Origin of the sequence: [Scytonema hofmanni] UTEX 2349 (genome assembly GCF_000582685.1) — a bacterium.
GTDB classification, from domain to species: Bacteria; Cyanobacteriota; Cyanobacteriia; order Cyanobacteriales; family Nostocaceae; genus Hassallia; species Hassallia hofmanni.
The window spans coordinates 2,733,490-2,754,607 of sequence record NZ_KK073768.1; the positions used below are offsets into that span (position 1 = coordinate 2,733,490).

Sequence of the window (21,118 nt, forward strand, 5' to 3'; positions counted from 1 at the left end):
CAAACATATTCAGGACAATTATGCACACTAACCACGAACAAACATCTTTCACTATTCCTCTGAGTATAGAAGCTCATGAAAGAGCTAATCAACGCAAACAAGGAATATCAAATACTGAGGATGGTAAAAAAATCTATCTCAATACTTTAGCTGTGTATGCGGTCAATTATTATCTTGATTGTATGGGTTTTGAAACTAATTGCTTAAATGCAGATGATAGCAATCCGTGGATGCTAAGTTTAATTGATTTGGCTGATTTGGAAGTGAAAAATATTGGTAAAATCGAATGTCGTCCGGTGTTACCAGATGCGGAATATTTGGAAATTCCCACCGAAGTAAGGTCAGATAGAATTGCTTATGTTGCGGTGCAGTTTAACCAATCTTTAAAAGAAGCTACAATTTTAGGGTTTACAACTTACCCACTAGCGAAAGTTCCTTTAATTCAGTTGCAATCTGTAGATAATTTACTGGATTATTTAACAGCCAAAGAACAAGCTGTAAAAGTCAATATTCGACAATGGTTAGAGGGAGTAATTACAGAAGGTTGGTTGAATGTGGAAGAGATATTTAATCCACGAGAACTGAGTTTTAGATTTGCGACAAATTTTAGCGTGACGAGGTGCAAAAAAGTTGATCTTGGTTTGCAATTAAATGGTGTATCTGTGGTTTTGATTGTCAAGTTAAATTCCAAAAATCAAGACATAATTGATGTTACAAATCAAAATCAGGATGAAATAGATATTATTATACAAGTTCATCCTGACCGAGAAAAAAGTGTTTCTTTACCTCCAGGATTAAAGTTAGCTGTTATTGATGAAAATGGTCAAGAAGTAGATGCTGTTACTTCTCGACAGAATGATGATTGGGTGGAGATTGCATTAAGTGCAGAATTAAATGAGGAATTTGGTGTTGAGATAATTTTAGGTGAGTCGAAAGTGACTCAGGATTTTGTTGTATGATTTTGTATGGTGCGTTAGCGTCAGCCTAACGCACCGAAATATGTCTTTTTGGTGCGTTACGGACATTCGTCCTAACACACCCTACATATATTTTTAAGAATTCAATAATTTAGATTGCATCACCTATGAAAAAGTTAGTTGTTCTCAAATTTGATGGCAATTTTGAATCGGGATTTCAAGTAAATTTAGAAATCGCAAATGAAGGACAACGCGCTTATCGAACCACCACAGCCAAGTTACCGGAAAATATTAAGATTCCGCAATTATTAAATAACTGGCACGAAATATATTGCAGTAGATACAGTCAATTTAGGATTAAATCTGGGGGAAGTCGTCGTGTTAATCTGGAGTCTTTGAATCAAGAATGTACGAGAGAATCTATCAACTTACTTGCTAGTTTTCATGAATGGCTGAATGCATCATCTTTTACCTCTATTGTCAATTCTTTTCAAGAACTAAATCCGAAAGATGAAATCAGAATCATAATTACGACTTATTGCCATGAATTACGTCAGCTACCTTGGCATTTGTGGGATGTTTTAATTAAGTTTCCACTGCTAGAAGTGGCTTTAAGTTCGCCAAATGCTGAACGAGGGGAAAGAGCATTACGAGACAAGATTAGAATTTTAATTATTTTGGGGGATAGCTCAAATATTGATATTGAAGCTGATAAAAAGCTGTTACATAATTTCTGTGGTGATGATGCGGAAATTATTTTATTAAAACAACCATCGCGGGAGGAGTTAAATCGTTATCTGCAAGATGATTTGGGTTGGGATATTTTGTTTTTCTCTGGACATTCTCGAACGCAGAACCCCACCCCCAACCCCCTCCCCGCAAGCGAGGAGGGGGCTAAGAATAAGATGCACGGGAACCTCCCCAATGGCGAGGAGGGGGCTAAGAATAAGATGGAGGGGAGGATTTATTTAAATAATCATGATAGTTTGACGATCGCAGAATTAAGGGATGCTTTGCAAGTTGCAATTAAAAGACGTTTGCAAATTGCATTTTTTAATTCCTGCGATGGTTTGGGGATTGCTTATGAGTTGGAACAATTGCATATTCCTCAAGTAATTGTGATGCGGGAACCTGTACCGGATAAAGTTGCTCAGGAGTTTTTGAAGTATTTTCTGCAAGAGTTTACTGGTGGAAAGTCTTTGTATATTTCTGTGAAAAATGCACGGTTGGAATTACAACAACTGGAGTCAGAATTTCCCTGTGCTAGTTGGCTTCCAATAATTATTCAAAATCAGACGGAAACACCACCAACTTGGCAAAGTTTGGGGATAATTTCTTTCTGTCCTTATCAAGGTTTGAGTGCGTTTAAGGAAGAAAATGCCGAGTATTTTTTTGGTAGGGATAAAGCAACCACGAGTTTAGTTACTGCTGTTAATAGTAGACCTTTGGTGGCTGTGGTTGGTGCTTCGGGTAGTGGGAAATCTTCGCTGGTGTTTGCTGGGTTAATTCCGCAATTGCGTGGGGATACTATTAATAATTGGTTGATTTTATCGTTTCGTCCTGGTAAAAATCCCTTTGCTGCTTTGGCTGTAGCGTTGGTTTCGGCGTTAAATTTACCAGAAAATGAGCGACGTTTGGCTGAGTTGGAATTGGATGTAAATTTGAAGAGCGATTCGGTAGCTCTACAAAATTTTATCAAAGACCTAACCCCCCTACCCCCCTTCCCTACGAGGGGAAAGATGCTCCACTCTCATCCTCGCGAGGGAGAGGGGAAGCGGATTTTGTTGATAGCTGACCAATTTGAGGAAATTTATACTCTGTGTACGGATGCGGAGGAGCGCAAAGTTTTCTTGGATGGTTTGCTACAAGCGGTTAATAATGCACCGTTTTTTACCTTATTACTCACCTTGCGGGCGGATTTTTTATCTAGGGCATTGGATGATTATGAGCCTTTTGGGCGATCGCTCCAACAGTATCAACTAGAACCTGTGGTGCGGATGAATCGGGAGGAGTTGGAAGCAGCGATCGCACTCCCCGCGAAACAATTGGGTTTTGAGTTTGAGGAGGGTTTGTGTAATACCATAATTGATGATATCCAAGATGGGGATGGGCGTTTGCCGTTGTTGGAATTTACCCTGACTCAGTTGTGGAAGCAGCAATATGCGGGAATATTGACCCATCAAGCTTATGATAAAATTGGCGGGGTGGAGCAAGCCCTGGCGAATTATGCAGAGACGATTTATAAAGACTTGAGCGAGGGGGAACGGGAAACAGCGCAACGGGTGTTTATTCAGTTAGTGCAACCGGGGGAAGGTACGGAAGATACCCGGAAGTTGGCGACGAGTGAGGAAGTGGGGGGAGAGAATTGGGATTTGGTGACGCGGTTGGCTGACAAGCGGTTGGTGGTGACGAACTGGGATGAGTTGAGGAATGAGGAAACGGTGGAAGTCGTCCATGAGGCTTTGATTCGCCATTGGGGACGGTTGCGGGGATGGATGCAGGAGAACCGCAAGTTTCGCATTTGGCAACAGGGGTTGATGGTTGCGTTGCAGCAATGGGTGGATAGTAGTAAGGATGAGGGGGCTTTGTTGCGGGGTGCGACTTTGGCTGTCGCGGAGGATTGGTTGCAGCAACGGGGGGAGGAGGTAAGTAAACCGCAGCGATGGTTTATTGAGAAGAGTGTGGAGTTGCGGGAGAGAGAGAGGAAGCAGAAACAGAGGTTGCGACGGAATGTTATTGCTGGGTTGGTTTGTGGTTTGGTGATGATTTCGGGGTTTGCTGGAGTGAGTGAGATTCGTAGGACTGATGCGGAAATTGGTAGATTGAGTGGCAATGCGGAAAAATATTTTGAAGTTTATGACCATGAGGCAGCATTAGCAGAAGCTATTAAAGGTGGAAAAATTCTCAGAGGAAGCATTTGGAAACCTTGGATAGGAGGAGAAACCCAGATGCAAGCTGTATCTACATTGCGAGAGGTGGTAGACGAGTTTAAAGTAAGAACCCTTAAAGGGCATACATCTGGGGTTACAAGTGTCAGCTTTAGACCAGATGGTAAAACTCTTGCTTCTGCATCAAACGACGGCACGGTGAAACTGTGGGATGTCAACAGTGGTAAAGAAATTAACACCCTTAAAGGACATACAAGCAATGTTATTGGTGTAAGCTTTAGCCCAGATGGTAAAACTCTTGCCTCTACATCAGAAGACCATACGGTGAAACTGTGGGATGTCAATAGTGGTAGGGAAATTAAAACCCTTAAAGGACATACAGACAATGTTATTGGTGTAAACTTTAGCCCAGATGGTAAAACCCTTGCCTCCGCATCAGAAGACTATACGGTAAAACTGTGGGATGTCAACAGTGGTAAGGAAATTAAAACCCTTACAGGACATACAGATTATGTTTGGAGCGTCAGCTTTAGCCCAGATGGCAAAACCCTTGCTTCCGCATCAAACGACAAAACAGTGAAACTTTGGGATAGAGACAGTGGTAGGGAAATTAACACCCTTAAAGGGCATACACATTATGTTTCTAGCGTCAGTTTTAGTCCAGATGGCAAAACTCTTGCTTCCGCATCTTGGGACAAAACGATGAAACTGTGGGATGTAAACAGTGGTAGTGAAATTAAAACCCTTAAAGGGCATACAGACTTGTTTACAAGCGTCAGTTTTAGTCCAGATGGCAAAACTCTTGCTTCCGCGCATTTTGGTACAACAGTGGAACTATGGGATGTCAACAGTGGTATGCAAATTAAAACTTTTAAAGGACATACAGACTGGGGTAATAGCGTCAGCTTTAGCCCAGATGGCAAAACCCTTGCTTCCGCATCAAAAGACAAGACTGTGAAACTGTGGGATATCAACGCTGGTCAGAAAATTAAAACCCTTAAAGGGCATACAGACTTTGTTACAAACATCAGCTTTAGCCCGGATGGTAAAACCCTTGCTTCCGCATCAAAAGACAAGACGGTGAAACTGTGGGATATCAATACTGGTAGGGAAATTAAAACCTTTAAAGTGCATACAGACACAGACAATGTTAGTAGCATCAGTTTTAGCCCAGATGGTAAAACCCTTGCTTCCGCATCAAAAGACAAGACGGTGAAACTGTGGGATATCAATACTGGTAGGGAAATTAAAACCTTTAAAGTGCATACAGACAATGTTAGTAGCATCAGTTTTAGCCCAGATGGCAAAACCCTTGCTTCCACATCAGAAGACAAGACGGTGAAACTGTGGGATATCAATACTGGTAGGGAAATTAAAACCTTTAAAGGTCATACAAACATGGTTAATACCGTCAGCTTTAACCCAGATGGCAAAATCCTTGCTTCCGCATCAGGCGACAACACCTCTAACCCTTTTAGAATAAGCTTAGGGGGAGACTATACGGTAAGACTGTGGGATATCAATACTGGTAGGGAAATGAAAATCCTTAAAGGGCATACAAACAAGGTTAATAGCGTCAGCTTTAGCCCCGATGGCAAAACCCTTGCTTCCGCATCAGATGACACTACGATAATTTTGTGGAATCTCGATTTAGATGATTTGTTGGTAAAAGGATGCAAATTAATACGAGGCTACCTGGAAAATAACCCCGATGTCAGCGAAGAAGATAGACATTTGTGTGACAACATCAAAAATAATTCGTAATTCGTAATTCGTAATTTGTAATTTGTAATTTGTTGAAGAAGTTTGGGTTCTAGGGGATGAGACTTTTTGCGATAATATAATATATATATTCATATTTTTTGGGTGCATCGGTGAGTTCGTTATCTGATGGGGAGCTTTACCAGGAAATTGGTAAAATAGTTGCAAATTTTGACCTTCTGGAGTGTTATGAGTGCGCTCAAGCTGTAATAGAATTTTTACAAATAAACGACATCAAGTATAAAATTCTCAGACTCAAAACAAGATATTCAGATGAAGATTTTGTTGTTAGCGATAGATTGATGAGTCGAGGTATAAATGATTCCATTACAATTAATGGTAAGCATTATGGCATTGAAATCCAAGGTCTAGTATTTGACAATCTATCGGTAGATGGAATGACAAGAGAAGATTGGCTTAACGATTTCCACTGTCCAAGCGAACAATTTGAGATTAAAGAGCTAGAATCTTTGTAGTGTAATAATTTTTTGGCAATATATTAGGAGATTAATATGAGTAGTGGAATATATCAAATATTAGAAAAAATTCAAGTTAGACCAGGAATGTATATTGGTAAAGCTTCTGTTAGCGACTTGTTTATATTTTTAGCAGGTTATAAAATAGCGAGGAGAGAATTAGGTATTGAATTAACCGAAGAAGAAAAAGATTTCTGTGACAACTTTCATGATTTTGTCGAGCAGAAATATAAACTACATACCTCAAATTCCTGGGCAAAAATTATCATGCTCTATTGTCAGGATGAAAAAGCTGGTTTGGAAAGATTTTTTAAATTATTAGATGAGTTTAAAACCCGCGATAAAAACTTATCTCATGAGGAAGAAGTTGCAGCTATGCTAAGTGGTCAAATTTAGTTGAAGTGCAAGAAGCTTTTCCGAAAGCTGAGGCAGTTGGAAATTTCACTGTCTTTAATATTAAGGGGAACAAGTAACCATTGATTGTTAGCATGGATTATGCAGAAGAAATGATTATATTAAATATATCCTAACTCATACCAATTCTTTGTGAAGCTGCATAGAATTCTACCCCACCCCCTAACCCCCTACCCCGCTTGCGGGGAGGGCAGGGTGGTTTCATACCATCAGAGAAAAATTAAAACCAGTTATCAAAGCCTCTCCCCCCGTGGGGGAGAGGTTTGGAGAGGGGTCAAAATCTATGATTCAAAACGAGAAATAGAGGCTTTCATATTTTTCTTTTTTCGTATGAAACCACCCTGCTTAAAAAGGGGGGAACCGGAATTAAAGTCCCCCTTTTTAAGGGGGATTTAGGGGGATCTAAAACGTTTTGCTACCAACAAGAGGACTTTTCAAACATCCTCTTAGAAAACAAAGAAATAGCCAGATATTCCCAAAAGCATCTGGCGATAACGTAGCATAAAAAAATAACTCATCTTCCCGGTATTTTTATTAAACACCTATGCCTGCCAAAGATGTTTATCATAATGTTGTGAGAACAGCCCTAGAAAAAGATGGTTGGCTAATTACTGATGATCCATTTAAATTAAAATGTGGGACAAAAGATTTATATATAGATTTAGGCGCACAAAAACTTATAGCAGCCGAAAAAGGTCAACAGAAGATAGCAGTTGAAATCAAAAGTTTTCTCAGCCCATCCCCAGTTACAGATTTAGAGAACGCTTTAGGACAGTTTATCCTTTATTACGATATCTTAGAAGAACAAGGAAGCGACCGAATTTTGTATCTTGCCATTCCCAAGCGAACTTACACTGAAATTTTTACCGAACCCATAGGCAAGATTTTATTGAAAAAGAATCGCCTGCGTCTACTAATATTTGACCAAAAACAAGAGGTAATTGTGCAATGGATACCTTAGACAAATATCAAAAAATTATCGAAGACATTTTGACTGAATATGTCAAAATTCCCTATGCTTATGGTCAATTAGAAACAAAACTCATCATTGACCGCACAGCTACTAATTACATAGTAATGACTTTGGGATGGCAAGGAGAAGAACGGGTTCATGGTTGTATTATTCATATTGAAATTATTGATGGTAAAATCTGGATTCAGCGTGATGGGAGTGAATATGGCATTGCCAATGAACTTTTAGCCGCAGGAATTCCCAAAGATAAAATTGTTTTGGCTTTTCATCCAGAGGATGTTAGACAATATACAGAATTTGCGGTGGCGTGAATTTCAAATACAGCCGATCATCCAAAAGTGCTAGCAGGAAAGCCTGTAATTAGAGGAACCCGCTTGAGCGTTGAGTATATTCTTAACCTGCTTGCTCACCATGCAAATGTCGCAGAAATTCTCGAAGAGTACGAAGGGCTGAGTCCCGAAAATATTAAAGCTTGTATTCTGTTTGCTAGTAAATCGCTATCGAATACAACTTTTATGCCACTCATGGTATAAAAAACAATGAAAACAAGCTTGATACACCACACCCTATACAGCGCAACATGAAACCATCAAATTTACGTACCAAACTTCTGACAGAAATCAATCTCATCCCTGAAGAAAAGCTGGAAGAAGTATATAATTTTATTCATTCTTTTCGAGTTGGTGTAGAAGCATCTCAAAGCACACCCGAACAAATCATGCAGTTTGCAGGATGTTGGGATGATATGTCTGATGAAACATTTTCCAACTTCAATGAAGAAATAATCACACGTCGTCAACAGGCTTTTTTGGGAAGAAGAAGTGATGAAAGCAGCCTTGGTTGATACGAACATTTTATCCTTGTTTTTCCGCAATCAACCCCTGGTAGTTGAAAACTTTAATGCATATATTCAAGAATATGGCAAAATAAACATCAGCATCATTACCTATTACGAAATAGTTAGCGGATTAAAGCATCGTGACGCACAGAAACAATTAAAATCTTTTTTAGAATTTGCTTCGTATAACATAGGGCTTGCCTCTAACTACAGATTCAACAACAATTTCTGGTGATATTTATGCCAGTTTAAGAAAGAATATGTATGTTGGGCGATTCCTACGGAAAGTTGGTGTGATCGCGCTTTTGTTGCCTTGTTTTAGGGAATTGGTATAACAGATGCGATGGGGTGATTGGTTTGGTGATGTTGGAGAGCGATCGCGCTACATTAGCTACATTATATGAGGAGATTAGTATCATAAAATTTGGAAAATATAACCACAAGGAAAATAAAAATGACAAATCAGCAATTACTAGAACGAATAGTCCTCAACCCAAAAGTCCTAGCAGGAAAACCTACCATCAAAGGAACTCGTTTAAGCGTTGAGTATATTCTTAACCTCCTCGCTCATGGTGCAAGCTTCACAGAAATTATCGAAGAATACGAAGGGCTAACTTCTGAAGATATTCAAGCTTGTATTTTGTTCGCCAGTAAGTCACTATCAAACACCACTTTTATGCCTCTACTAGTGGAAAATACTTAAATGCGCTTTTTAGTAGACGAATGTACCGGGTCAACAGTTGCTCGTTGGTTACGCGATCGAGGTTATGAAGTATTCTCGGTGTATGACGAAGCACGGGGTATAAGCGATGACGCGGTTCTCGAAAAAGCATTGAATGAAAATTGGATTTTAATCACCAACGATAAAGATTTTGGCGATAAAATCTTTCGAGAAGGTAATTTGCACAGAGGTATAATTTTCTTGCGATTGGAGAACGAAAGAGCTACTAATAAAATCAGCAAACTTCAGCTTTTGTTAGAAAATTATGCAGATAGACTGCCCGAACAATTTGTAGTCGTTACTGAAAGTAAAGTAAGATTTGCATCACCATAATACTTGTGATGAACGCTCGCTTATTAAATGTTCCAAGGGCTTTTGGGGAATTGGTATAACAGGAGCGATCGCTTTTACAGTATTAATATCAGCATTATCACCTATTATGAAGTAGATTTGATAGGTGCGGTGCGAAGCTTGCGCGACGTAAGTCGTTCGCATGATATCAAAGAATCTGCTGTTTTTATCTGTTGGTGCTGGTGTGCGATCGCAACATCGATTGATTTCTTCACGCTTTTTATTGTAGCCTTCACACACCCTAAAAAAACATCATATTATTCTTCAATAAAATCAAAATAAATTTTTTATAACCTGCGTAATTGCACCTTAATAAATTCGTATCTTCCTATGAAGGGGTTCAGACAATATAACTGACACCTAAAACAATACATCGACAATATTCATAGGAGATACATAATCATGAAATCATGGAAATTGGCACTTGCAATCCTAGTGTTAGGAACTTCATTTTGTCTTCCCAAAGCACAAGCCATTAGCTTATCAAAAACCCAAACAAGTCAATCCGAATCGCCAATAATCTTAGCACAAGTCAATACTATTTCTGGATGGAAAAATGTTTCCTCTAGTACCTGGAATTTCTCTGGTATCTTACCCGTTGAACCAGGTATCATGACAATGAAATTAGATAATGAATATATACTTATGGAGGCACAACTAGCAGAAACAGATGAAAGTAAATATGGGATTTTTTACGGACAGTATCGGATGGATATCAGCCAAGTTGATCCAAAAGAATTATTGAGTGCATTTGTCAGCGAGTTTCAAGATAAATATAAAAAAATACTGGAAACCCGCAATATCACATTAGGTCGTTATCCTGGCAAGGAATATACATATCAAGAGGGGCAAAAAATTACCAAACTTAGAGTATTTTTAGCCGGTCAACGCATATATGTACTCTTCGTTGAAAATCCTGCTGTTGGTGACGCTAGTAAATTTTTTAATGCTTTTAAAATTTTGTAGCAGCAAAAGTAATTATTTACAGCAGTTTTCATGTATTTAGACCACAATTATGAGACCTAACCCCCAGCCCCTTCCCCACTAGCATTGGGGAGAAAATGAAAGCCTCTCTCCTTGCTAGAGAGAGGTCTATTTGTGGTTCATTTACAGGAAGATGCGGTAAATAATTGTTCTCTTAAATATTTTTCATTCAAACTTGTAGCGCGGGCATCTTGTCCGCTTTTTTAGTAATAAATATTTCAATATAAACTGCGGAAAAATACCATTATTTTCTCGTAAACATAATCAAAGGCATTCAAACGAAATAAATAGACATTTACGATTATGGCATCTTCATACATTCGCAGCATCGTTTTCACCACATTAGGTCTTGGTAGCAGTGTTTTACTAAACTTCAATACACCAAATTTCGCGCAAGCAATAAGTCCATTACCATCAATTTCAACTACTACAAATCCTTCAACTTCTCTCCCACAAGTACAACCTAAAAAGACTAATTTACAATGGGTTTACAGTGTAGCGGAAAGAGTGATTCGTGCTAATGGACTTGACGATCATCCCTGGCGCTTGCAAATCACTGATGAATATAATATCAATGCCTACGCTGGTAAATTCAACAAAATAGTTATTTACAAAGGCTTGCTAGACCAAATACACGGCGATGATGCAGCTTTAGCTTTTATTATCAGTCATGAATTAGCCCATCACACACAGCGCCATTCTGCACAGCAAGAAGAAGCAGAAGCTAGTTTAAAAGAAAAATTACTCAAAGAAGCAGAAGCAGAATATAACAATTGGATTGTCCAAGAACGGAGAAAATCGAAAACTCCCATATCATCCGCTACAAAAGATGTCATCAAACAACGAATTATTATCCAGAAAAAACAAGAATTTGAGAGAACCATGCAAGCATTAAGTCGCGGGCATGAATTTCAAGCCGATGAAATCGGTTACACCTATATGATTAGAGCTGGCTATGATGCAAATGGAGGTTTTCGAGTCTTTAACCTGCTTTCGCGCTTACCTTCTGACTACACAGAAAATAGCAGCCATCCACCGACACAACAAAGAATCAATGCTTTAAAGCAGGTAATGAATAAATATTTGTGGTTCTCTTTATGGATAGATGGCAATGAGCGATTAAAAAATAATCCTCAACCACTAAAATTAGATTTATCCGAAGATGGAGTATCTTTGCGAATCAACTCCAGATTTATCTCTCGATAATTCTTCTATCACTGTTGCTTATAAGGGTGGTTTTCATCTAGCTAATAGTCAAAATTATTCTCAACTTTGTTTTGAGTAAAACCATTAACTGCAAGATACCGCTCACCAATCTGTTTGGGTGAAAGGGGTGCATGAAAAAAGGGGTGCATGTTAAAAAGTTATTCGTAACACGCTAACAGTTTTTATATGATTCTTTCCCGCTGTGCCGGTTTGAAGCCCCTCCCTTTTAGTTCTTGTCAATTATTGGGATTCCTCTCAAGGAAACTCCCAATAATTTCTTCCCTTTACCCTTTTTCCTTTCCCCTTTCCCCCTATAAGTGAAGGTATTTTGACTTTGCCATCTTTGACGCCTGCGGCTTTGTCCATTGCCGCATTCATCGTTTATCATACTTCTTATCTTGCAGTTTCTCTCGTTGGAAGGCTAAAGCTTTTAAATTGCCAAAAATCTGATTGTGATTTATCCGAGAACCTTCTCTGTTATCCCATTTATGAAAGTTCACAATAAAACCATACCAGTTTTGGGAAATACGATATTGTCCCTTATCCTTACGTCCAACAGCTAGAGTAGCAACCCCTAAGAGTTCAAGCTTCTCCAGTATGCGCTTAATTGTTCTAGTACTTTTACCAAGGGCTTTCGCTGCATCTGCGATCGCATTCCTACCAGCCACCTTGTTAGGTGCTTGACGAATCGCATCTATCAATTCCACCAAAAGATGGTAGGGAAAAAACCGCTGATGCTTCTTTTTCATAAAAGCGGTAGAATAACCATCAATCTTAAGTATGATTACATAAATATAGCTTTTCTTATAAAATTAAAGCTACTTTTTGTATTGTAAAGATTGTCAGTCTCTGAAGTTGGAAATTTAATTCATCTAAGTACTTGACACAAATCCTCGTAGTAGTAAAATCTACACAAAGTAAACAAAAATCAGGGCATTTGACAAAGATAGTGTGGTCAATCTGGGATTTTCCACCAATAATGATATGCTTGCATCTACCGGATAAGCACTTTCCGGGTTAGTATTATGACTTAGCGATGCCGGAAATCGGATATCGATGTTCAATTTTTGAGATTTTATGGACCACAGTCCACAAGATGGCAGTATCAACCTCCTCTAGCTGGTGAGAAGCGTCTCCCAGCGAGGGGGAGACATTTGGAGGAATTTATCATGCTTATACACGATGTTCGCAATTCACTTGTTGACGTTGATGTTGCTGACTTGAACCAGTTGAAATCGGATTTGAATCATTCACAACCGGTTGATGTTGGGGAATATATTGCACAATTACCAGAAAAACAGCGAGCGATCGCTTTCCGTTTACTCAACAAATCTCAGGCAATTGATGTATTTGAATACTTACCCCTAGATGTACAGGAAGAACTGATAAATTCGCTTCATGATGTCCAAGTAGCGCAAATTGTCGAGGCAATGAGTCCGGATGAACGGGCAGAATTATTTGACGAATTGCCAGCGGGAGTAATCAAACGGCTTTTACAAGAACTTAGTCCCGAAGAACGTCAAGCTACAGCCACAATTCTCGGCTATCCAGAAGGTACAGCTGGACGAGTGATGACAACCGAATATGTCCGGTTGCGTCAAGGTTTGACTGTCGGGGAAGCGCTGAGTAAAATTCGGCGTCAAGACGAAGATAAAGAAACGATTTACTACGCTTACGTCACAGACGATAACCGCACCTTGGTTAGTGTAGTTTCTTTGCGGCAATTGCTGTTTACTTTTCCTGAAGTTTATATTCGCGACATTTCTAGCGATCGCGTCGTCAAAGTCAAAACGGAAACTCCCCAAGAAGAAGTTGCCCAAGTGATGAAGCGCTACGATTTAATCGCTATACCCGTAGTTGACAGGGAAGATCGATTAGTCGGCATTGTCACCATTGACGATGTAATCGATATTTTAGAAGAAGAAGCCACAGAAGATATTCAAAAATTAGCCGGTGCAAGTGGTGATGAAACTGCTTTATCATCTCCCCTAACCACCATTCGCAACCGTTTACCGTGGCTGTTGGGAATTATGCTGTTATATATCGGTGCATCGAGTGCGATCGCGCCGTTTCAATCGACAATATCAATGGTGCCAGTCCTTGCCGTAATTATGCCCCTATTCTCCAACACTGGTGGTACTGTTGGTATTCAAGCATTAACAGTAACAATCCGCAGCTTGGGTGTAGGTGAAGTCACACCAAAAGACACCTTCAAAATTCTCCGCAAAGAGCTTTTAGCAGGCTTAGGCATGGCTTTAGCTTTAGCCACGACTATGATGTTGCTTTCGTTAATTTGGGCACGTCCACAAGAGCGCTGGGTAGCGCTAATTGCAGGAACGGTGATGGCAACCAATACAATTGTTGCTGTCGCTCTCGGAACTTTGCTACCAATGGCTTTAAAACGGTTGAAGCTCGATCCAGCCTTAATCAGTGGTCCATTAGTGACAACAATGCTCGATACAATCGGCTTTTTAACTTTCCTATCGCTGATTTCCGTGGCTTTAAATGTTTTCCATTTACCACACTGACCCAAAATAATTGCTAATTGTCGTAGAGACGTTCCGCTGGAACGTCTTTACAATATATATGATTTGTCGGACATTACTTCTGTTTGCCGATTCACAAAAATAAAATTTGAACAGGTAGTATGAACAAGTTGATAAGGCAAGTGAGAAAAAAACTCTTTGATTTTTTCTGAGTTATCACCTAAACCCAATGTATAATACTCAATAATTACAATTTGGGGACGATGCTTTTCATAATCAAAAGTTCCCCACACTTCTAATTCAGTTCCTTCAACATCTATATCTAAGATATCAATTATTCCAATTTGATGTTTTTCTAATATAGTTTCCAATCGAAAAGACGGAACTTTTACACTATCTTTGAAGGGAATCTTAATTAATCCCTCATATTTATCGTTTTGCTTAGTAGTTGACAGTTCCGGTAAAAAAGCCGGAAAAAATTCTATTTCTCCTTCTTCTGGCGAAATAGCAGCCCACTCTACGTTTGACCTTTCTGTTTTTAATAAGTTGACTTGATTAATATCAGCATCAATACAGATGCCTTGCCAATCGTTTTTTTCCCAAAAATAAGTATTTGAATAAGAAATTGGATGTCCGGCTCCAATATCAACAAATACACCTTTTTGCGGTAATTCTATATTTTTCCAAATATACCTATCTTCTCCAAACTGGGAATGAAAATTTTTATATTTATAATTCTTATTGTTTAACTTATAATACTTATTTTTAAATTGAAAAAATAACATTATTATACCAGAGTAGAGAAGCTTGATGAAATCGAATATTTGACTTTTCATTGATAAGTATTTATTTTGAGAAAAAACAGGTGGTATCATTTGTTTATTTGTGTAAATTAAAAAACTGTAGAGAAGCGATCGCCTTTTGACGCTGAATCAGGAAAAATATATATGTCTACTAGTACTTGGAATCATCATCACGTTCTCACACTCGCTGACTTCACGAAAGCTGAATACGATACCGTTTTGCAAACTGCTGCCAGTTTTCAGGAGGTGTTATCACGACGGACGAAGAAAGTGCCAAGTTTACAAGGACAAGTGGTGGCAAATTTATTTTTTGAAGCGTCTACTCGCACTCGCAGTAGTTTTGAACTTGCGGCAAAACGCTTAAGTGCAGATACGCTGAATTTTGCCTCAGCAACTTCTTCTATCACTAAGGGAGAGACAATTCTCGACACGGCGAAGACTTATTTGGCGATGGGAACTGATATTATGGTAATTCGCCATCGGGAAGCCGGGGTACCTCAAGCGATCGCCGCTGAAATGGATCGTCTCGGTGTTAAAGTTAGTGTGCTCAATGCTGGTGATGGTCAACATGAGCATCCTTCTCAAGCACTACTTGACTTATTTACTATTTGTAGTGTGATTGACCCAGAAAATCCCCGATTAGAATTATTGAAGAATAAAAAAATTGCCATTGTTGGGGATATTCTACATTCTCGTGTCGCGCGATCGAATATCTGGAGTTTAACCGCAAGTGGTGCCCAAGTCCATCTAGCAGCACCACCTACTTTATTACCTCAATTATTTGCCGATTATGTCAGCGATGAGGAAGTAGGAGAGGGGGAGAGGGAGACAAGGGGACAAGGAGACAAGGGGGAGAGGGGTAAAATTCCCAATTCTCAATCCAAAATCCAAAATCGCAACCTATTTATACATTGGGAATTAGAACCCGCTTTGCAAGATGCTGATTTTGTCATGACGTTGCGCTTGCAAAAGGAACGCATGACAGGTCATTTATTGCCAAGTTTGCGAGAATATCATCAAATGTTTGGCATTACATGCACAAAATTGCAATTATGTCAACCAAATGTTAAAGTTCTACATCCAGGTCCTGTTAACCGAGGTGTGGAAATTAGCTCTGACTTAATGGATGACCCAGAATTCAGCCTGATTCAAACCCAAGTAACCAGCGGTGTTGCCGTTCGGATGGCGTTATTATATTTGATTGGTAGCGGCAAGAGTTAGAGGGGAACTCTGTAACTATTAGACATCTCCAGAAATTAAATATGCGTTATCCACAACCGTTGTAGAGACGCGAAATACGAAGTCTCTACATTGTTTTTCACTCCTATGTCTACTGAAATTATCGGGATTTAAAACCTACTCAAATCGACGCTTTATGTCATTGCAGTGACTGGGCAGTAAAATTCCATCATGCTGAAGTCTACCAACTACAATCCCCGGTGCGGCGCTCTTTTTCTTCCTGTTGCGCTAAAAATTCTCGGTATCGTCGTTCGCGGTTGTTCCAAAAACTAGCTGGAATATTAAATACACGCTCTAACTGCAATGCTGTTTCAGAAGTAATCGCTGCTTTGACATTGATAATTTCGTTAATTGTTTTTTTAGGTCTTCCTGTAAGTTCTGCCAGTTCAGCTTCGGACATACCCCGCTCTTCAAGGATTTCTTGGAGAGTCTCCCTAGGAGCAGAAACGTAATCTGGCGTATATTGATTTTGGATTGCGTTACTCATGAGTATCCTCCACGCCCAGTATTCTACTAGTCTGTCAATTTTATTTTGATGGTTGTGTACAAATCCACAACCCGCTCACAGACTATTCTGTGCTACGTCTCTACAACCATCATTTTTATCTTGACAGACTACTGCCATTAGTTCAAAGTTAGTAACATAAATATGCTACAAACAGAAGTATATAAGTTGGGGTGTAAAATAATATCCGTGATTGATTTGCTACGCGATCGCACTCAAGCAGCAATTTTTTATAAAAATAAGTGTAAATTCTGAGGTGAAATTTTAATTTTTATCGGAAAAAGGCAGTTCGGCTTGTGAAGTAATTTTTACGTACAACTACAACTAAAAAACTTACTTCACGAAAAATTATGTTTAACCAAGCTATAGACATGGTTTTTACCGATTCAGTGGCGGTTGTCATTAATTTGACATTAGGTACATTGATTCAGAGCAAAATATGTAATTACTCCTGGGAACAAAAAGCAAACTTATCCGATTTAACTTCACAAGACAACCAATCAATAGAAGAAACAAGCGATCGCAACAGCTAAAAACTTTCCTCTAAAAAATATTCTCAAAGCCAACCACGTAAACGAGAACTAATAGTACATAAATACTATTAGTTCTGAATCGCCCTCAGACTGGAAGTCTGGGGCTATACAAACAAAACCCGCGATTAGGCGGGTTAAAATAGCTAAATATTTTTTGAAATATGTAAACGCTTGCGTATCAGATAATTTAATTTCTTCTATTAACATCTGATTTGACAGGTTTGTTTAAAAGTATTCTCAAAGCCAACCGCGTAAACGATAAACAACAGTACCAATGTACTCTTTTAGAGCGCTGGTAAATTGCTGCAAATTCTCACTTTCAGGAAACAAGTTTAAAATAGCGGCTTTGGGAGTGCTGGCGAGTTCATTTATTTCGCCTTGACTGACGATAAAATCAGTGGGTGCAGGAATAGCATCAATTCCTTGACGCTTAAATATAAGTAGCGATCGCGGCATATGCATTGCCGAAGTAACTAACAATACCCGACGAATCCCACGAGCCGCAACAATTTTCTTGACATTTACGGCATTTTCATGAGTATTGAGAGAGTCAGGTTCTTGGACAATTGCCTCTTTTGGTATACCAATAGAAGTAAGAATTGTTGCCATATCCCCTGATTCTGAAGAACCGCTACCACGCCAATCGATCCGACCACCACTGAGAATAATTATGGGGGCTTTTTTTTGGCGATAAAGTTGAGCTGCGTAAATGACGCGATCGCCTGCTTCATTTAAATCTACACCTGGACGTGGCGGAATCGCTGATTTAGTTGCACCACCCAAAACCACAATTGCGTCAGAAGGAGGTATTTCCGCAAGTGGGAGATTTTGCCATTCAAGCGATCGCACCAAAGAGTGAGAAACCCAAGCATTACTAGAAACTAGTAATATAGTTAATGCGAATGCGATCGCCATCGCTGCCATGCGGGGTCTTTTCCACAACAGAAGAAGTGAAAACAGCAAAAAAATGCAAGCTAACCCTAGCGGGTAAAAAAATAGCGGTAATAACTTAGAAAGATATAAAAACATAATAATAGGGCATTGGGCATTGGGCATTGGGCATTGGGCAATGGGCAATGGGTAATGGGTAATGGGCAATGGGAGATTTTTCCATACCCTATGCCCTATGCCCGATGCCCCATGCCCCATTCCCCAATTATTACCTTTCCCAAAACTTAAAATTGAAACCTTCACGAGAGCGACGGAAACGGCGAGTGGGTCTGCGTTTCCGTTTGATAGCCCTTTCGTTTAGAAGTTCTCCTTGATCATCTTCTGCCCCTTCAGCAGCTAATTGAGTTTTAGTTTCTTCTGAGGCTTCCCACCAAGCAATAATCCAGCCCCCCCCTAAACCACCTAATGCGCTCAACAAAACACTGATCGGTGCTGGATATCGCAAAACCAAAAAACCAAGTAGAAAAAATAACCAGTATTTCAATCCGGCATCAATGCCTTCAGCTGAACCTAAAGTAGGAGCTTGAGGACTAGTTCTAGTTGCTGTTGTCAACCCGCCTAATGCTATACCCCCCACTATACCCAAGAAGATACTTAGGGATGATGGTGCGCCCGTCATGGAAAATATGAGTGATAAAAATAATCCAAAGACGAGTTGAGAAAAGAAAGCTTGAGAGATGGTAATCAGACCGCCGAAGTCGTTCTTTTTTGGTGCCATAAGCTTAAATCTATTGGCGAATTACTTCTTTTAATTGTGCCTGTTGTGGTTGAGTTGTATCCAAAATTTTCAGGTAGGGTTTTTCTTCTTCGGTGAAGGGTTCAGCCGAGTTAAGTTGTGATTGTAATAAATCAACTGTGGCATCGGCAATATCACCAGTGCGATCGCGCAACCGTTGTTCCAAAACATCTACTGGTGCAGTGCATTGGATAATTTGTAGCGGAAGTTGGTGTTTATTAGCTTGGGCGATCGCTTCTTGTCGCAGTTGTTGTTTATCATATTTGGCATCCAAAATCACTGTATAACCTTGATTTGCCAATAGAATTCCCAGAGATAACAAACGAGCATAAGTTTTCTGGGTCATCTCAGGTGTATACAAATCATCTCCACCCCGTTCTAAAAGTGGAATTCCCGCCAAATGTTTCCGCACTGCATCCGAACGAATGAGAATTGCTCCTAGCTGACGTGATAATAACCGCGCTGTGGTACTTTTACCAGAACCCGACAACCCCGACATCAATATTAATTGCCCTTGCTTGGGTTTAGTATAATGCCAAGCCAGTTTGTAATACTGAGCTGCGGTTTTTGCTGCCTCTTCCTTAACGGTTGCGGGAACACCTGGATCGTCTAACAAAAATGATGTCACCTTTGCCCTGACATACGCTTGACGGTTTAAATATATTGGTAGTACCTGTAACCCTTCCCAATCACCAGTTTGCTCTACATAAGTATTTAAGTACGCATTACTCAAATCTTGTCGCTGCTCTGCTTCGAGATTCATCACAGCATATGCGATGTCGAACATGACATCAACAAAGCGAAACGGTTCATTAAACTCAATGCAATCGAAGAGTAAAATTTTATCTTGCCACAAAGCAATATTTCTTAAGTGCAAGTCTCCGTGACATTCTCGAATGAAGTTATTAGCGATGCGACTTTTAAACAGTTCGGTGCGATCGCGAAAAAAGTTATCTGTATATAGCTTTGTTTCGTCAAATTGTGTCTGCGTTTGAGGACCACCGATATATTTTTCACTTTGCTCGTAATTCTCATCAAACGCTTCTCGAACTTGAGCAACTTCCCCAAAACTGCGAATGCGATCGCTAGTCTCAGTTTTGGCATGATACTCAGCTACAACTTGTCCCAAGTGTTCCAAATCTGTTTCATTCAACTTACCCTGCTCAAATAGGGCGCTAAATAAAGTCTCTTGAGGGAATTGCCGCATTTTCAACACATATTCTACAGCTTCTCCCGTTCCTCCCAGATAATATTGATTATCCGTCAAAGTTATAGGCAAAACTTCTAAATACAGTTCTGCTGCTCCCCGCTGATTTAGCCGCAACTCTTCTTGAGTAAAATGCTGCCGTTTTTCCAAAGTTGAAAAGTCTAAAAAGCCAAAATTCATCGGCTTTTTCACTTTATAAGCATAATCCCCAGTTAGCAGCACATAAGAAATGTGTGTTTGAATCAGTTGAATTGGTTCTGTTACCGCATGAGGATAAAACCCAGGTTGTAACATTTGCTCAATCAAAGCTGGAACAGAAACTGTCATTTTTTAGCGTCCTTGGTGAGTTGGCAATTCAAACACAAAAAAACCAGGAGTTAACTCCTGGTATCATCGACAACTATTATATACTTCACTTAGCTTAAGGCTGAGTTTCAGTGTCTGTAGACTCAGTTTCAGCCGAGACTTGCGGTGGTAAAACGCTCACAACAAGTTGCTCTGGTTCAGCTAAAGCTGTCACACCTTGGGGCAATGAAAGCTGATGGATCTGCAAGCTGTCCCCAACTTTCAGGTTAGAAACATCAACTTCAATTGCTTCGGGGATATTTTCTGGTTCGCAACTGACTTGCAATTGGTTAAACACGGTGTCTAACATACCACCTTCTTGTTTAACACCGATCGCTTCTCCGACAAAGTGCAGTGGTACTTCTACTGTAGTCGGACCGTGACCCGCTACCGCAAAAAAGCTGAGGTGGAAGGGGGTGCGTTTTACTGGATGAATCTGAACTTCCCGCAACAAAGTTTTGCCTTGCCAAGGAATATCAGTAATTTTCAAATCAATCAACGTGTTGTTGACTGAACCTTTTTTCAGCAAGCGTTCAACAGTTTTGGCATCAATGGTTAAAGAGATAGACTCTGTACCTTTGTGACCGTATAAATTCGCCGGAACTTGCCCCGAACGGCGCAAAGCCTTGGGTTTGCTGCCTTCTAGGCGCTTTTGACATTCAATTGTGAGATCCATAAAAGTTGTTAGTGGATGGTTGTTAGTTGATGGTTGTTAGTTGATGGTTGATGGTTGATGGTTGTTGGTTGTTGGTTGATTGTTGTTGGTTGTTAAGATTTACTACTA

At 39.7% G+C, this 21,118-nt stretch carries 26 protein-coding genes; 17 read left to right on the forward strand and 9 right to left on the reverse strand.

What is annotated here, in order from left to right; all coding sequences use genetic code 11:
- Positions 1 to 20: 20 nt before the first annotated feature.
- From TOL9009_RS0117200 to TOL9009_RS39540, 10 genes are all read left to right on the forward strand, one after another.
- On the forward strand, positions 21 to 959 hold the full coding sequence (locus TOL9009_RS0117200) for a DUF1822 family protein (protein ID WP_029633887.1): 939 nt from the start codon (positions 21 to 23) through the stop codon (positions 957 to 959).
- Between the two features lie 125 nt (positions 960 to 1,084).
- Positions 1,085 to 5,569 carry an nSTAND1 domain-containing NTPase gene (locus TOL9009_RS0117205; RefSeq protein WP_029633888.1) on the forward strand — a complete coding sequence of 1,495 codons (4,485 nt, stop codon included), beginning with the start codon at positions 1,085 to 1,087 and terminating at the stop codon, positions 5,567 to 5,569.
- A 110-nt stretch (positions 5,570 to 5,679) separates the two neighbouring features.
- Positions 5,680 to 6,042, forward strand: a complete 363-nt coding sequence (locus tag TOL9009_RS0117210) for a papain fold toxin domain-containing protein (RefSeq protein ID WP_038296405.1) — start codon at positions 5,680 to 5,682, stop codon at positions 6,040 to 6,042.
- A 36-nt stretch (positions 6,043 to 6,078) separates the two neighbouring features.
- A complete protein-coding gene (locus TOL9009_RS39535) occupies positions 6,079 to 6,438 on the forward strand; it encodes a hypothetical protein (protein ID WP_038296406.1) in 360 nt (119 codons plus the stop codon).
- 5 nt (positions 6,439 to 6,443) lie between these two features.
- A complete protein-coding gene (locus tag TOL9009_RS50555) occupies positions 6,444 to 6,515 on the forward strand; it encodes a type II toxin-antitoxin system HigB family toxin (protein WP_084763369.1) in 72 nt (23 codons plus the stop codon).
- A gap of 485 nt (positions 6,516 to 7,000) precedes the next feature.
- The gene (locus tag TOL9009_RS0117220) at positions 7,001 to 7,417 is read left to right on the forward strand and encodes an element excision factor XisH family protein (RefSeq protein ID WP_029633890.1); all 417 of its coding nucleotides are present in this window, start codon (positions 7,001 to 7,003) and stop codon (positions 7,415 to 7,417) included.
- The gene (locus tag TOL9009_RS0117225) at positions 7,405 to 7,740 is read left to right on the forward strand and encodes a XisI protein (protein ID WP_029633891.1); all 336 of its coding nucleotides are present in this window, start codon (positions 7,405 to 7,407) and stop codon (positions 7,738 to 7,740) included. The genes TOL9009_RS0117220 and TOL9009_RS0117225 overlap by 13 nt, the downstream gene beginning before the upstream one ends.
- 27 nt (positions 7,741 to 7,767) lie before the next feature.
- Positions 7,768 to 7,962, forward strand: coding sequence for a DUF433 domain-containing protein (locus TOL9009_RS0117230; RefSeq protein WP_260675913.1), 195 nt, complete (start codon positions 7,768 to 7,770; stop codon positions 7,960 to 7,962).
- 47 nt (positions 7,963 to 8,009) lie between these two features.
- Positions 8,010 to 8,273: a hypothetical protein gene (locus TOL9009_RS0117235; RefSeq protein ID WP_029633893.1), complete on the forward strand. Its 264-nt coding sequence runs from the start codon at positions 8,010 to 8,012 to the stop codon at positions 8,271 to 8,273.
- The gene (locus TOL9009_RS39540; protein WP_242055427.1) at positions 8,254 to 8,502 is read left to right on the forward strand and encodes a PIN domain-containing protein; all 249 of its coding nucleotides are present in this window, start codon (positions 8,254 to 8,256) and stop codon (positions 8,500 to 8,502) included. Before TOL9009_RS0117235 ends, TOL9009_RS39540 begins: the two co-directional genes overlap by 20 nt.
- 43 nt (positions 8,503 to 8,545) lie before the next feature.
- On the opposite strand, the gene TOL9009_RS47420 is transcribed toward TOL9009_RS39540, so the two are convergent.
- Positions 8,546 to 8,686 carry a hypothetical protein gene (locus TOL9009_RS47420; protein ID WP_186227715.1) on the reverse strand — a complete coding sequence of 47 codons (141 nt, stop codon included), beginning with the start codon at positions 8,684 to 8,686 and terminating at the stop codon, positions 8,546 to 8,548.
- Between the two features lie 35 nt (positions 8,687 to 8,721).
- Here TOL9009_RS47420 and TOL9009_RS0117245 point away from each other — a divergent pair, with 35 nt between their 5' ends.
- Together TOL9009_RS0117245 and TOL9009_RS0117250 are read left to right on the forward strand one after the other, a co-directional pair.
- Positions 8,722 to 8,970: a DUF433 domain-containing protein gene (locus TOL9009_RS0117245; RefSeq protein ID WP_015127729.1), complete on the forward strand. Its 249-nt coding sequence runs from the start codon at positions 8,722 to 8,724 to the stop codon at positions 8,968 to 8,970.
- Positions 8,971 to 9,321, forward strand: coding sequence for a DUF5615 family PIN-like protein (locus TOL9009_RS0117250; protein WP_029633894.1), 351 nt, complete (start codon positions 8,971 to 8,973; stop codon positions 9,319 to 9,321).
- Here TOL9009_RS0117250 and TOL9009_RS0117255 read toward each other — a convergent pair.
- The gene (locus tag TOL9009_RS0117255) at positions 9,313 to 9,579 is read right to left on the reverse strand and encodes a hypothetical protein (protein ID WP_029633895.1); all 267 of its coding nucleotides are present in this window, start codon (positions 9,577 to 9,579) and stop codon (positions 9,313 to 9,315) included. The genes TOL9009_RS0117250 and TOL9009_RS0117255 overlap by 9 nt on opposite strands.
- A 162-nt stretch (positions 9,580 to 9,741) precedes the next feature.
- Here TOL9009_RS0117255 and TOL9009_RS0117260 point away from each other — a divergent pair, with 162 nt between their 5' ends.
- Positions 9,742 to 10,305: a hypothetical protein gene (locus TOL9009_RS0117260; protein ID WP_029633896.1), complete on the forward strand. Its 564-nt coding sequence runs from the start codon at positions 9,742 to 9,744 to the stop codon at positions 10,303 to 10,305.
- A gap of 321 nt (positions 10,306 to 10,626) precedes the next feature.
- Positions 10,627 to 11,529, forward strand: a complete 903-nt coding sequence (locus tag TOL9009_RS0117265; RefSeq protein ID WP_029633897.1) for a M48 family metallopeptidase — start codon at positions 10,627 to 10,629, stop codon at positions 11,527 to 11,529.
- 374 nt (positions 11,530 to 11,903) lie between these two features.
- Here the strand turns inward: TOL9009_RS0117265 and TOL9009_RS0117275 are convergent, their stop codons facing one another.
- Complete coding sequence (locus TOL9009_RS0117275) at positions 11,904 to 12,278, reverse strand: hypothetical protein (protein WP_029633898.1); 375 nt, start codon at positions 12,276 to 12,278, stop codon at positions 11,904 to 11,906.
- A 420-nt stretch (positions 12,279 to 12,698) separates the two neighbouring features.
- On the opposite strand from TOL9009_RS0117275, the gene mgtE reads away from it, so the two are divergent.
- Positions 12,699 to 14,057: a magnesium transporter gene (mgtE, locus tag TOL9009_RS0117280; RefSeq protein WP_029633899.1), complete on the forward strand. Its 1,359-nt coding sequence runs from the start codon at positions 12,699 to 12,701 to the stop codon at positions 14,055 to 14,057.
- 47 nt (positions 14,058 to 14,104) lie between these two features.
- On the opposite strand, the gene TOL9009_RS0117285 is transcribed toward mgtE, so the two are convergent.
- Positions 14,105 to 14,890 (reverse strand): FkbM family methyltransferase, encoded by a 786-nt coding sequence (locus tag TOL9009_RS0117285; RefSeq protein WP_084763236.1) that lies wholly within the window; start codon positions 14,888 to 14,890, stop codon positions 14,105 to 14,107.
- Positions 14,891 to 14,962: 72 nt separating this feature from the next.
- On the opposite strand from TOL9009_RS0117285, the gene TOL9009_RS0117290 reads away from it, so the two are divergent.
- Positions 14,963 to 16,039, forward strand: coding sequence for an aspartate carbamoyltransferase catalytic subunit (locus tag TOL9009_RS0117290; RefSeq protein ID WP_029633901.1), 1,077 nt, complete (start codon positions 14,963 to 14,965; stop codon positions 16,037 to 16,039).
- Positions 16,040 to 16,238: 199 nt separating this feature from the next.
- Here the strand turns inward: TOL9009_RS0117290 and TOL9009_RS0117295 are convergent, their stop codons facing one another.
- Complete coding sequence (locus TOL9009_RS0117295; RefSeq protein ID WP_029633902.1) at positions 16,239 to 16,544, reverse strand: helix-turn-helix transcriptional regulator; 306 nt, start codon at positions 16,542 to 16,544, stop codon at positions 16,239 to 16,241.
- A 368-nt stretch (positions 16,545 to 16,912) separates the two neighbouring features.
- On the opposite strand from TOL9009_RS0117295, the gene TOL9009_RS0117300 reads away from it, so the two are divergent.
- Entirely contained in the window at positions 16,913 to 17,095 is a 183-nt protein-coding gene (locus TOL9009_RS0117300; protein ID WP_029633903.1) for a hypothetical protein, read from the forward strand.
- Between the two features lie 237 nt (positions 17,096 to 17,332).
- On the opposite strand, the gene TOL9009_RS0117310 is transcribed toward TOL9009_RS0117300, so the two are convergent.
- From TOL9009_RS0117310 to TOL9009_RS0117325, 4 genes are all read right to left on the reverse strand, one after another.
- Positions 17,333 to 18,124 (reverse strand): YdcF family protein, encoded by a 792-nt coding sequence (locus TOL9009_RS0117310; protein ID WP_029633904.1) that lies wholly within the window; start codon positions 18,122 to 18,124, stop codon positions 17,333 to 17,335.
- Positions 18,125 to 18,254: 130 nt separating this feature from the next.
- Positions 18,255 to 18,764 carry a hypothetical protein gene (locus TOL9009_RS0117315; protein ID WP_029633905.1) on the reverse strand — a complete coding sequence of 170 codons (510 nt, stop codon included), beginning with the start codon at positions 18,762 to 18,764 and terminating at the stop codon, positions 18,255 to 18,257.
- Between the two features lie 10 nt (positions 18,765 to 18,774).
- Entirely contained in the window at positions 18,775 to 20,316 is a 1,542-nt protein-coding gene (locus tag TOL9009_RS0117320; RefSeq protein WP_029633906.1) for a bifunctional aminoglycoside phosphotransferase/ATP-binding protein, read from the reverse strand.
- Between the two features lie 94 nt (positions 20,317 to 20,410).
- A complete protein-coding gene (locus tag TOL9009_RS0117325; protein ID WP_029633907.1) occupies positions 20,411 to 21,010 on the reverse strand; it encodes a 50S ribosomal protein L25/general stress protein Ctc in 600 nt (199 codons plus the stop codon).
- Positions 21,011 to 21,118: the final 108 nt, after the last annotated feature.

Coding starts and splice junctions, on each gene's coding strand:
- TOL9009_RS39540 (WP_242055427.1), top strand. CDS start 8,254: ATGAAAGCAGCCTTGGTTGATACGAACATTTTATCCTTGTTTTTCCGC.
- TOL9009_RS0117235 (WP_029633893.1), top strand. CDS start 8,010: ATGAAACCATCAAATTTACGTACCAAACTTCTGACAGAAATCAATCTC.
- TOL9009_RS0117205 (WP_029633888.1), top strand. CDS start 1,085: ATGAAAAAGTTAGTTGTTCTCAAATTTGATGGCAATTTTGAATCGGGA.
- TOL9009_RS0117315 (WP_029633905.1), bottom strand. CDS start 18,764: ATGGCACCAAAAAAGAACGACTTCGGCGGTCTGATTACCATCTCTCAA.
- TOL9009_RS0117245 (WP_015127729.1), top strand. CDS start 8,722: ATGACAAATCAGCAATTACTAGAACGAATAGTCCTCAACCCAAAAGTC.
- TOL9009_RS47420 (WP_186227715.1), bottom strand. CDS start 8,686: ATGATACTAATCTCCTCATATAATGTAGCTAATGTAGCGCGATCGCTC.
- TOL9009_RS0117220 (WP_029633890.1), top strand. CDS start 7,001: ATGCCTGCCAAAGATGTTTATCATAATGTTGTGAGAACAGCCCTAGAA.
- mgtE (WP_029633899.1), top strand. CDS start 12,699: ATGCTTATACACGATGTTCGCAATTCACTTGTTGACGTTGATGTTGCT.
- TOL9009_RS0117290 (WP_029633901.1), top strand. CDS start 14,963: ATGTCTACTAGTACTTGGAATCATCATCACGTTCTCACACTCGCTGAC.
- TOL9009_RS0117250 (WP_029633894.1), top strand. CDS start 8,971: ATGCGCTTTTTAGTAGACGAATGTACCGGGTCAACAGTTGCTCGTTGG.
- TOL9009_RS0117265 (WP_029633897.1), top strand. CDS start 10,627: ATGGCATCTTCATACATTCGCAGCATCGTTTTCACCACATTAGGTCTT.
- TOL9009_RS0117260 (WP_029633896.1), top strand. CDS start 9,742: ATGAAATCATGGAAATTGGCACTTGCAATCCTAGTGTTAGGAACTTCA.
- TOL9009_RS0117200 (WP_029633887.1), top strand. CDS start 21: ATGCACACTAACCACGAACAAACATCTTTCACTATTCCTCTGAGTATA.
- TOL9009_RS0117225 (WP_029633891.1), top strand. CDS start 7,405: ATGGATACCTTAGACAAATATCAAAAAATTATCGAAGACATTTTGACT.
- TOL9009_RS0117320 (WP_029633906.1), bottom strand. CDS start 20,316: ATGACAGTTTCTGTTCCAGCTTTGATTGAGCAAATGTTACAACCTGGG.
- TOL9009_RS0117325 (WP_029633907.1), bottom strand. CDS start 21,010: ATGGATCTCACAATTGAATGTCAAAAGCGCCTAGAAGGCAGCAAACCC.
- TOL9009_RS0117275 (WP_029633898.1), bottom strand. CDS start 12,278: ATGAAAAAGAAGCATCAGCGGTTTTTTCCCTACCATCTTTTGGTGGAA.
- TOL9009_RS0117310 (WP_029633904.1), bottom strand. CDS start 18,124: ATGTTTTTATATCTTTCTAAGTTATTACCGCTATTTTTTTACCCGCTA.
- TOL9009_RS0117285 (WP_084763236.1), bottom strand. CDS start 14,890: ATGATACCACCTGTTTTTTCTCAAAATAAATACTTATCAATGAAAAGT.
- TOL9009_RS0117295 (WP_029633902.1), bottom strand. CDS start 16,544: ATGAGTAACGCAATCCAAAATCAATATACGCCAGATTACGTTTCTGCT.
- TOL9009_RS39535 (WP_038296406.1), top strand. CDS start 6,079: ATGAGTAGTGGAATATATCAAATATTAGAAAAAATTCAAGTTAGACCA.
- TOL9009_RS0117300 (WP_029633903.1), top strand. CDS start 16,913: ATGTTTAACCAAGCTATAGACATGGTTTTTACCGATTCAGTGGCGGTT.